Origin of the sequence: Butyrivibrio sp. FC2001 (assembly GCF_000424125.1) — a bacterium.
In the GTDB taxonomy this organism is placed as follows: Bacteria; Bacillota; Clostridia; order Lachnospirales; family Lachnospiraceae; genus Butyrivibrio.
This window is the reverse complement of the sequence record NZ_AUJH01000022.1, coordinates 13,254-24,329: the sequence shown is the minus strand read 5'-3', so window position 1 is coordinate 24,329 and position 11,076 is coordinate 13,254. Positions and strand designations below refer to the sequence as shown.

Annotated in this window: 11 protein-coding genes; 5 read left to right on the top strand and 6 right to left on the bottom strand. The window is 35.9% G+C overall.

Going from position 1 to position 11,076, the window contains the following annotated elements; all coding sequences use genetic code 11:
* Window positions 1-10: 10 nt before the first annotated feature.
* The 6 genes from mnmE to rpmH all read right to left on the bottom strand — a co-directional run bounded on the left by mnmE (window position 11) and on the right by rpmH (window position 4,411).
* On the bottom strand, window positions 11-1,408 hold the full coding sequence (gene mnmE / locus G601_RS0110970; RefSeq protein WP_035786744.1) for a tRNA uridine-5-carboxymethylaminomethyl(34) synthesis GTPase MnmE: 1,398 nt from the start codon (window positions 1,406-1,408) through the stop codon (window positions 11-13).
* A gap of 84 nt (window positions 1,409-1,492) precedes the next feature.
* Window positions 1,493-2,308: an RNA-binding cell elongation regulator Jag/EloR gene (gene jag, locus G601_RS0110965; RefSeq protein WP_026665380.1), complete on the bottom strand. Its 816-nt coding sequence runs from the start codon at window positions 2,306-2,308 to the stop codon at window positions 1,493-1,495.
* 14 nt (window positions 2,309-2,322) lie between these two features.
* The gene (locus G601_RS0110960) at window positions 2,323-3,615 is read right to left on the bottom strand and encodes a YidC/Oxa1 family membrane protein insertase (protein WP_026665379.1); all 1,293 of its coding nucleotides are present in this window, start codon (window positions 3,613-3,615) and stop codon (window positions 2,323-2,325) included.
* Window positions 3,616-3,632: 17 nt separating this feature from the next.
* Entirely contained in the window at window positions 3,633-3,842 is a 210-nt protein-coding gene (gene yidD / locus G601_RS25760) for a membrane protein insertion efficiency factor YidD (RefSeq protein WP_081673500.1), read from the bottom strand.
* A complete protein-coding gene (rnpA, locus tag G601_RS22930) occupies window positions 3,814-4,191 on the bottom strand; it encodes a ribonuclease P protein component (protein ID WP_051205756.1) in 378 nt (125 codons plus the stop codon). The genes yidD and rnpA overlap by 29 nt, the downstream gene beginning before the upstream one ends.
* Before the next feature lie 85 nt (window positions 4,192-4,276).
* A complete protein-coding gene (rpmH, locus tag G601_RS0110950) occupies window positions 4,277-4,411 on the bottom strand; it encodes a 50S ribosomal protein L34 (protein WP_022761795.1) in 135 nt (44 codons plus the stop codon).
* Between the two features lie 486 nt (window positions 4,412-4,897).
* Between rpmH and dnaA the strand changes: the two genes are divergently transcribed.
* The 5 genes from dnaA (at window position 4,898) to gyrB (ending at window position 10,973) form a co-directional block, all read left to right on the top strand.
* Window positions 4,898-6,289: a chromosomal replication initiator protein DnaA gene (dnaA, locus tag G601_RS0110945; protein WP_026665378.1), complete on the top strand. Its 1,392-nt coding sequence runs from the start codon at window positions 4,898-4,900 to the stop codon at window positions 6,287-6,289.
* Between the two features lie 303 nt (window positions 6,290-6,592).
* On the top strand, window positions 6,593-7,702 hold the full coding sequence (dnaN, locus tag G601_RS0110940; protein WP_026492699.1) for a DNA polymerase III subunit beta: 1,110 nt from the start codon (window positions 6,593-6,595) through the stop codon (window positions 7,700-7,702).
* A 4-nt stretch (window positions 7,703-7,706) separates the two neighbouring features.
* A complete protein-coding gene (locus tag G601_RS0110935; protein WP_026492700.1) occupies window positions 7,707-7,928 on the top strand; it encodes an RNA-binding S4 domain-containing protein in 222 nt (73 codons plus the stop codon).
* On the top strand, window positions 7,925-9,025 hold the full coding sequence (recF, locus tag G601_RS0110930; protein WP_026665377.1) for a DNA replication/repair protein RecF: 1,101 nt from the start codon (window positions 7,925-7,927) through the stop codon (window positions 9,023-9,025). Before G601_RS0110935 ends, recF begins: the two co-directional genes overlap by 4 nt.
* A gap of 10 nt (window positions 9,026-9,035) precedes the next feature.
* Window positions 9,036-10,973: a DNA topoisomerase (ATP-hydrolyzing) subunit B gene (gene gyrB, locus G601_RS0110925; RefSeq protein WP_026665376.1), complete on the top strand. Its 1,938-nt coding sequence runs from the start codon at window positions 9,036-9,038 to the stop codon at window positions 10,971-10,973.
* Window positions 10,974-11,076: the final 103 nt, after the last annotated feature.

Genomic DNA, 11,076 nt, shown 5'->3' with positions numbered 1-11,076 from the left:
ACTAAACGAATTATTTTCCCATACAGAATTTTGAGAAAATCTCTTCAACCAGATCTTCATCAACTTCCTGACCGATAATCTCACCAAGGAATGAATATGCATTCATAAGATCAATTGAATAAAAATCTTCTGACATACAATCCATAATACTACTCTCAACTTTTTTTAAACTGTCAAAAGCATTTATCAAAGCTTCCTTATGTCTTAAGTTAGTGATATATATTTCTTCCTTAGGAGTGATACTTCCATTGAAAAACATATCAGTTATTATTTTTTTGAGCTCATCAATTCCGGTCTCATCAACCATTGAGGTTTTAATAACGGGTATACTTGAACCATATATATTGTGTATATCATTTTCAAGAATACTAATACTGTCACTAATGTCATTTTTATTAAGTAATACAATCACATGTTTTTTATTGATTATATCCTTAATTCTCTCATCCTCTGAAACTGTCTTATCAGTGGAATCAATTATATATAAAATTAAATCTGCATCCTGTGCATATTTAACTGCTCTTTCAACACCAATCTTTTCAACTTTATCTTCTGTATCTCTTATGCCGGCAGTGTCCATTACTCTAAGAACAAAATCACCGAGTCTTATTGTCTCTTCAATAACATCCCTAGTTGTTCCTTCGATTTCAGTAACAATTGCTTTTTCTTCTCCGGCAAGTTTATTTAAAAGTGAAGACTTACCTGCATTAGGCTTTCCAATAATTACAGTTTTAATTCCATCTTTTCTTATAACACCTTCATCAGAGGAATTTATAAGAGAGTCTAATTTTGTAAGCCACTCTGAATTCTTTTTTGATAATCTCTCATCATATCCTGTGAGATCATAATTCTCAGGATCATCAATGGCAGATTCTATAAATGCCATCTCATATAGAATTTCTTTTCTAAGTGAATCTATTTTATTGAAAAGTGCTCCATCAAGTTGAAGTTCAGAATTTTTTACTGCAAAAGAATTCTGAGCACTAATAAGATCCATTACTGCTTCTGCTCTTGTCAGATCAATTCTTCCATTTAAAAAAGCTCTTTTGGTAAATTCGCCTGGCTCAGCAAGTCTGCAGCCATTTGATATAAGAAGGTTAATTATTGTTTCCATGACAACACGGCCACCATGAGTGTTGATTTCAACAACATCCTCTCTGGTATAAGTTCTTGGTGCCTTCATAATGGAAACCATAACTTCATCAACTTTAGTTTTATTGGCATCAACAATAAAACCATAGTTAATAGTATGGGACTGATAATCCTTCAAGGAAAAATTACCTTTGGCATCTATATAAAGTTTGCTTACGATATCAATTGAATTTTCACCGCTTACTCTTATGATACCAATACCGGCATCAATCATAGCTGTTGCTATTGCACAAATCGTATCTTCCTTATAAAACATTATTCAATCCTCAATAACACATAATGTAAATTAGAGCTGCCAATTGAAATCTATGTAAAATCAATGGCAGCTCTTAATATTTGCTTATTTTTTAAGAGTTACAACAACTCGGCGGAAGGGCTCTTCACCTTCACTGTGAGTAGTAACATATTTATCATTCTGAAGCGCTGAATGAATGATTCTTCTTTCATAAGGATTCATAGGCTCCAGTGATAAAGACTGTCTGTTCTTTCGAACCTTATAAGCAATATTCTTTGCAAGATTCTCAAGAGTAGCTTTTCTTCTTTCACGGTAGTTCTCTGTATCAACCTTTACATGAATGTAATCCTCAGATCCTCTGTTAACAACAAGAGAAATGAGATACTGTAATGAATCAAGTGTCTGTCCTCTCTTACCAATAAGAACACCCATCTCATCACCTGAAAGTTCTATTTCAAGAACCTTATCTGTCTCATTGTATTTAGCACTCACATCAACCTTCATGTTCATGGAACCAAATACATTTGATAAAAATACCTTTGCACTGTTTATGAACTCGTGATCATAAACATAAGAAATTTTCTTCTCTTCTTTTACTTCAGGAGCTTCAACAGAAGCTTCCTTCTTTACTTCAGCTTTTTTCTCCTCATTTTTCTGAGGCTTTTTGCTTTCCTTCTTCTCTGCTTTTTCTTTAACCTTGTTATCAACCTGCTCTTCAAGAGAAGTCTTTATCTCATCTTCTTCTTTTACAGCTTTAACTCTTGCTCTTATAACAGCAGGCTTAACATTTAAACCAAGAAATCCAGTTGAACCGGAAGAAATAACTTCATAATCAAGATTGTCACTTGTAACCATAAGCTGTGCACATGCTTCTGTGATGCAATCTTCTACAGTCTTTTTTGAAATCTCAATATATTCCATTTTCTTATCCCCTATCAGTTGTTCTTTTGATCAAACTCTTTTACCATATTTGCTCTGGCAAGAAGACTGTCTTTTCTGATCTTACCTGACTCATAAACCTTATTTGCCTTCTTGAGACCCTCTTCCTTCTCTTTTTCAGATAAAGTTGAAGAATAAGAATTTATGGTTCTGGTATTCATATTAGCATAGCGATTCATCTGAGGAGTAGACTTCATCTTCTCAAGCTTTTCGTTATACTTAGCGATATTTTTCTCAATCTCAGCATCAATATCGGTCTTGTCAATGTGCTTGTTAATTACAATCTGCTGAACTGTACGAACTACAGCACCTGCGATCCAGTAAATACCAAGACCTGCAGGAAATGTAAATGTGAAGAAAAGTGACATGAGAGGCATCATCATGTTCATAGTCTTCATTGAATTAGCCATCTGAGCTGCCTGATCGTTAGGATCATTGGATGTAGGAGCAGCCTGAGGCATAAGCTTAATGCTAACCCACTGTGTAAAGCATGAAAGGAAAGGAATAATAAGTGCAACTACAAAAAGAACAAATGACTTATTAGCCCAAGCTGTCTGAACCATGTAGGAAGGTGAATCTCCCATGTTAAGACCAAGGAAGTTGTTGTACTTACTAATAAGTGCATGTGAGTTTGCAATTGAATCTGAAAGACTTCCGAACTTTTCAGTAAGTGAAGCCCAATCCTTTGTTGAAGCCTTGTAAAGAACATCAATAAATGTGTTCTCTATATAAGTAGTATTACCTGATGTGAATGCTTCATTTGTAAACTGCTTTGAATACTGACCTGCACTTGAAAGTGTCTGTAAAAACTCAGCTGATCCTGCTGTCTCACGAAGCTGTGTAACAAGAGGATAAAAAGCTGACTTTACCTGGCTAACATAAGCAGGCATGGAATAGATAACTCTGTAAAGAGCGATCATGATAGGAAGCTGAATTAAAAGCTGAACGCAGCTACCTGTCTGTGAAACACCATACTTAGCATAAACAGCTTTGATTTCTTCCTGCTGTGCAAGCATGGACTCGTTATCCTTCTTACCCTTGTACTTCTTCTGAATTTCCTGAATCTCAGGGTTCATTCTTGCCTGCAGCTTGGAAAACTTCTGCTGCTTGTAGGTAAGAGGCATAAGTAAAAAGTACATTATTATTGTAAATAAAATAATAGCAAGACCGGTACTGGGAATACCAATCTTATCGAGGAAAATGAAGATCCAGTTCATAATATGACCAAGGATCCATGCAATAGGACCTACAATTTTTCCCTGATATTGTGTCAACGTAACAATATTCAAAACCTATCCTCCAATACTTACGGTACAGGATCGTAACCACCGCTGGAAAATGGATTGCATCTTAGAATTCTCCATGCAGCAAGTAAACTACCTTTTAATGCACCGTGTTTTTCTATTGCTTCTAATCCGTATTGCGAACAAGTCGGTATATACGGACATTTTGTTCTCTTTAAGGGAGAAACATACTTTTGATAAAACTTAATAAGGAATATCAGTACTCTCTTCATATTTCACCTCATCATTTTTCCTTAGATGAGACTTCCCGGCCAGATATAAAAATGACTTCTCAATATCAAAATACGAAGCATCTTTAGCACGGCTTCTGGCCACGACTACTATATCTAAACCACTATTAAATATATTTTCGTGTAGTCGGTAAACTTCTCGAACAAGTCTTGCAAACCTGTGCCTTACAACACTGTTCCCTACTTTTTTGCTTGCTGAAATACCAAGTCTGTTTATATCGGTATTATTTTCTCTGACATAAATGACAATGTTTTTATCTGCGTACGCCTTACCGGTTTTATAAACAATCTTAAAATCAGCTGTTTTTCTTAAACTTTCTGTATTTTGCATTTATATTTCCTATAAGATAAGAAAATACGCGAATATGCATCTATGCACATTCGCGTAACAAGACCACAATATGCTGTGGTCCTTATTATGCAGATATCTTTTTTCTACCCTTAAGTCTTCTGGCAGCAAGTACCTTTCTGCCTCCCTTAGTTGCCATTCTTGCTCTAAAGCCGTGAACACGAGCTCTCTGAAGCTTATGCGGCTGATAAGTTCTCTTCATAGTCGAAATACACCTCCTTTTTAAAATCTATTTAGCAAATAATATAATTGTCTGAATCAGAAAAAATCGTTGTTATTATAATAAAATTAAGCATTTCCGTCAAGTTAAAAAAAAATTGTGGATAACTGTGGAAAATATTTTGAAAAAATATTGTCTACATTTTGTATTTCAACAAGTTATCCACATCTAAATGTTGATTTTGTGGATAACTTGTTATTATCTGTAAATTTAGAATTTTTATCCACAAAATGTGGATATAATGTGGAAAACATTTAAAGTTTTTATAAAGTTAAAATATAGAATCCAGTATTTATGCGGCTTCCAGACGGTGAATATCTCTATCCTTTTTTTCCACTTTTCCACCTGTTGTTATTACAATGTGATTTTAAAATATTTTTTTTTAAAAGTTATCCACAATTTCCCTCCGTTTGATATTTAGTTATCCATAAGATAAAATAAATCTTAAATTTGCAATGGGAGAAATATATGGAAAAGGCTACAGAAATAACACAAAAACTTACAGAGAACTTTGATAATTTAAAGGAAGAAATACGAGTAGAGCTAGGTATGACCACTATCTCCTTCGATACGTGGATCAAACCTCTTTCTTTTTATAAATATGAAAACGGTTCTGTTATCGTTTTAATTCCCTTTGATGATACAAACGCTCTCAATTATATAGAGAGGAAATATCAGAAATTCTTTAAGGTTACTTTATCTGAATTTTTGGATGAGGAAATTGAGGTCGAATTCATTTTAGAAAAAGATGCTTTTATTAATAAAGAAGAAACTCATTCAAATGAGTCAGATAAACCTAAATCTAATCAGAATAACTATGAGTTTTCTAACCTGAATCCTAAATACGTTTTTGATACATATGTAGTAGGTGGAAATAACCGTTTTGCATACAACGCTTCATTAGCAGTTGCAGAATCACCGGGAGAAGCTTACAATCCCCTCTTCTTATATGGAGGCCCCGGACTTGGTAAGACTCACCTCATGCATGCTATTGGACATTTCATAATAGAGAACAATCCAGGCTTTAAGGTTTTATATGTTACATCTGAGCAGTTTACCAACGAAGTTATCGAGTCTATCAGAAGTGGTAAAGCCGAGGCCATGAGTCGTCTTCGCGATAAATACCGTACAGTTGATGTACTTATGGTAGATGATGTTCAGTTTATTATAGGCAAGGAAAGTACTCAGGAAGAGTTTTTCCACACCTTCAACGTACTTCACCAGTCAGGAAAACAGATCATTATTTCATCTGATAAGCCTCCGAAGGAAATGGAGACCCTTGAAGAGAGATTCCGTTCAAGATTCGAGATGGGACTTATCTCAGATATTCAGGCTCCTGACTATGAGACCAGAATGGCAATCCTTAAGAAAAACGCTGAGAGCTATTCAAAGCACATCGATGATGAGATATTTGAGTACATTGCTACCAATATCAAGTCAAACATCCGTGAGCTTGAAGGTGCTTACAACAAGATAATCGCATTCTCACGTTTAAATAAGGTAGAAATTACTTTAGATAATGCCAAGGAAGCATTAAAGGATATCATTTATCCCGATGTTTCAAAGGTTATTACAATCTCTCTTATTATAAGTACAGTTTGTGAGCAGTATGGAGTAAGACAGGAAGACATCACTTCCAAGAAGAGAAATAAGGAAATTGTCCTTCCCAGACAGATCGTTATGTACCTTGCAAGGGAGCTTACAGATATGCCTCTTGAAGAAATAGGTAAGGCACTTGGTAAAAAGGATCACACTACTGTAATGAGTGGCGTAACCAAGATAAAGGATCTTCTTGCTATTGATGATGAGCTCAAAAAGAATCTCGACATTATTAATAAGAAGCTAAACCCTTCTGCGTGATAAAGTGGATAACTCAGTTTATAAATACTTTATAAATTGTTTATAAACTGGGGATAAGAGTGGAAAACTTTTTTATAGCCTTATATCGCAAAATTTGCCCTGTGGAGAACATTTAGCTTTTCAACATTAAATTTTTATTTATCAACTATTAAAAATTTGTAAATAAGGCAGATAAATTGTATAATAGATAAGGATTTCCACATATCAACACCTATTACTAATTATAATACTAAATATTATTAATTAATTTATATATAGTGTTTTGTGCATAATCACTTTCTAGTTGGAGGGAGTTCTTAACCCATGAAGTTTGTTTGTTCAAAATCGAATCTTATTACCGGACTACAGATTGTTTCAAAGGCAGTTCCTAATAAGACTACAATGTCTATATTGGAATGCATTCTGATAGATGCTACAGAAACAGTCATCAAATTTATCGCTAATGATATGGAACTCGGAATACAGACCGAGGTAGACGGTAATATTTTAGAGAGAGGATATATTGCTATCGATGCAAAGATCTTCTTTGACATTATAAGAAAGCTTCCTGATAATGATGTAACTATTGAATCCGATTCAAACGGTAAGGTTACTATCAGCTGTGAAAAAGCTAAGTTTGGTATTGTAGGAAGAAATGCAGATGATTTTACATATCTTCCCAATATTGAAAGAATAGATGGTATAACTGTATCTCAGTTCACTCTTAAAAACATTATCCAGCAGACTATCTTCTCTATCGCTGAGAATGATGCCAATAAGATGATGAGTGGTGAGCTTTTCGAGATTAATCAGGATACACTTAAGCTTGTATCTCTTGATGGTCATCGTATATCTATTCGTAAAGTAAAGCTTCAAAATTCTTATGATTCCAAAAAGGTAGTAGTTCCCGGAAAAACTCTTTCGGATATAAGTAAGATTATTACTGACAGTACTGAGAATAACGTTGAGATTTTCTTTACTGACAAGCATATATTGTTCGAGTTTGATAAAACTATCGTTGTTTCAAGACTTCTTGAGGGTGAGTACTTCAATATTGATCAGATGCTCTCCAGTGATTATGAAACAAAGATGACTATTTCAAGAAAAGAGATGCTTGATTGTATAGACAGAGCAACTCTGCTTGTAAAGGAAGGCGATAAGAAGCCCGTTATCATCTCAATTACTGATGATAAGATGGAGCTTAAGATCAATTCCACAATCGGAAGCATGGATGAAGAGATTGAAATCGAGAAACAGGGTAAGGATCTTATAATCGGATTCAATCCTAAGTTCCTCATTGATGCTCTTCGCGCTATTGACGATGAGAACATAGATATCTACATGGTTAATCCTAAGGCACCCTGTTTTATAAGGGACAAGGATTCTAACTACATCTATCTTGTTCTTCCTATAAATTTTTTAACAGTGAGCTGAAAAAATGGAAACAATAAAGGTTAATTTAAGAGAAAGCGACGAATTCATTAAATTAGGGCAGGCCATGAAAAAGGCCGGCCTTGAGGAATCCGGCGTTGACGCCAAAATGGATATTCAGGAAGGTCTTGTTAAGGTTAATGGTGAAGTTGAAACCAGAAGAGGCAGAAAACTTTACAGTGGAGACACTATCGAATACGAAGGCGTTCAGGTACAAATAATAAAATGATAATAAAATCATTAGAGTTAGCAGATTTTAGAAACTACGAAAATTTAAAAATAGAATTCAGCAGTGGAACCAACATTCTTTACGGTGACAATGCCCAGGGAAAGACTAACATTCTCGAGGCTATTTATCTTGCTGCTACAACAAAGTCCCACAAAGGTAGTAAGGACAAAGAAATTATATCCTTTGGTAAAGAAGAGGGACATATCAGAACAATTATCGAGAGAGATGGTGCAGAATATCGCGTAGACATGCACCTTAGAAAAAGCAAATCCAAAGGAATAGCAATTGACGGACAAAAAATAAGAAAAGCATCTGACCTTGTGGGAAGATGCAATGTTGTATTTTTTTCTCCGGAAGATCTTAGTATTATAAAGGACGGTCCGGCGGAAAGACGAAGATTCATGGATATGGAGCTTTGTCAGCTGGATCAAATTTATTTAGAGAACCTTGCGAAATACAATAAGCTGATCACTGAGAGAAATAAGGTATTAAAGGATATGTTTGAACATCCTGAAAACAGTGTTCTTTTGGATGTTCAGGATAAGCAACTTTTGGAATACGGATCAGTAATTATAAGATCCAGAGAAAAGTTCATAAGGGATTTATGTGATATTGTAGATCCTATTCATCATAAACTCACAGGTGGAAGAGAAAAATTAAAGATATATTATGAACCCAATATAACTGCTGCGGAATTCGAAAGTAAGCTCAGAAATTCCAGGCAGAAGGACATATATCTTAAGCAGACAACGGTAGGACCTCATAAGGATGATTTTTCATTTAATGTCACTACTGAAAATATGCCTGAAGAGATAGACATCAGGAAATATGGTTCTCAGGGACAACAGAGAACTGCTTCACTTTCACTTAAGCTTTCGGAAATTGAGATTGTAAAAAAATCCAAAAAAGAAAATCCGGTCCTTTTACTTGATGATGTATTGTCAGAGCTTGACAGTAACAGACAGAATTACCTGTTAAATACCATAGGTAATATACAGACAATCATTACCTGTACCGGTTTGGATGAATTTGTTAATAATCGTTTTGAAATAAACAAAGTATTCAGAGTAGTTAACGGAAGTATACCTGAAGAATAAGAGGATAAGAATGAGTAACGAAGAAAATAAGTATGGCGCGGACCAAATACAGATTCTTGAAGGACTTGAGGCAGTTCGTAAGAGACCTGGTATGTACATTGGAACTACTGCTGCAAGAGGACTTCATCATCTTGTATATGAGATAGTAGACAATTCAGTAGATGAGGCACTTGCCGGATTCTGCGATCACATTGAAGTTAATATCAATGCTGACAACACCATAACCGTTATGGATAACGGTCGTGGAATTCCTGTAGACGTTAACCACAAATCAGGACTTACCGGTGTAGAAGTAGTATTTACTATTCTTCACGCAGGTGGTAAGTTCGGTGGTGGAGGATACAAGGTATCCGGTGGTCTTCACGGCGTTGGTGCATCAGTAGTTAATGCTCTTTCAGAATGGCTTGAGGTTCAGGTTGTTCGTGAAGGAAAAATTTACCAGCAGAGATACGAGAGAGGAAAGGTTTGCTATCCTCTTAAGGAAGTTGGAACAACAGATGTTGTAACTTCTGGAACAAAGGTATCATTTAAGCCTGATGCTCTTATTTTCAAAGAGACAACTATATTCGATTACAACGTATTAAAGCAGAGACTTCGTGAGATGGCCTTTCTTACAAAAGGTCTTAAAATCACGCTTAGAGATTACAGAGTTGAAGAAGGCGCTGACTTTACAGAGCAGACCTTCTACTACGAAGGCGGTATTAAGGAATTTGTTCAGTACCTCAACAAGAGTAAGACAGTTCTCTATGATCAGATAATGTACTTTGAAGGAAATAAGAATAACGTTCAGGTTGAAGTATCACTTCAGCACAACGATTCCTTCAACGAGAGCACATATACTTTCGTAAACAACATTAATACTCCTGAAGGCGGAACTCATCTTGAAGGCTTTAAGGCAGCTCTTACCAAGACCTTCAATGACTACGCAAGAGAAAAGAAAATGCTTAAGGATAACGAGGATAACCTCACAGGTGATGATATCCGTGAAGGACTTACATCCATCATCAGTGTTAAGATCGAGGATCCTCAGTTTGAAGGACAGACAAAGCAGAAGCTTGGTAACAGTGAAGCAAGAGGTGCTGTAAACAGCGTTGTTGCTGAGCAACTTACATATTTCCTTGAGCAGAATCCTCAGGTTGCAAAGGTTATACTTGAAAAAGCTATTCTTGCACAGCATGCAAGAGATGCTGCAAGAAAGGCAAGAGACCTTACAAGAAGAAAGTCTGCTCTGGATGGACTTGGACTTCCCGGAAAGCTTGCAGACTGCTCAGATAAGGATCCCAAGAACTGTGAGATTTTCATAGTTGAGGGAGATTCCGCGGGTGGATCAGCTAAAACAGCAAGATCTCGTGCGACTCAGGCTATTCTTCCTCTTAGAGGAAAAATCTTAAACGTTGAGAAGGCAAGAATAGACAAGATATATGGTAATGCCGAGATCAAAGCAATGATCACTGCATTTGGTACAGGAATTCATGATGATTTTGATATCGAAAAGCTTCGTTACAACAAGATCATTATCATGACTGATGCCGATGTCGACGGTGCTCATATTGCTACACTTATGCTCACATTCCTTTACAGATTCATGCCTGAGCTCATTAAGACAGGACATGTATATCTTGCTCAGCCTCCGCTCTATAAGCTGGAGAAGAACAAAAAGGTATGGTATGCATACAGTGATGATGAGTTAAATAAGATTCTTAACGACGTAGGTCGTGATCAGAATAACAAGATTCAGCGATATAAGGGACTTGGAGAGATGGATCCCGAGCAGCTCTGGGAAACAACAATGGATCCTGACAGACGAGTTCTGCTCAGAGTAAACATCGATGAAGAAGCTGAATCTGATATCGATGTAACATTTACAACTCTTATGGGTGACAAGGTAGAGCCCAGAAGAGAGTTTATTGAGAAGAACGCAAAATTTGTAAAGAATCTGGATATATAATATTAGCCTTTCAATTATTGGAGGGCGTCAGCGAAGCTGACGGATAGGATAAAAAATGGCGGATAACAATAACAACAATAACAACCAGAATGGAGAAGAGTTA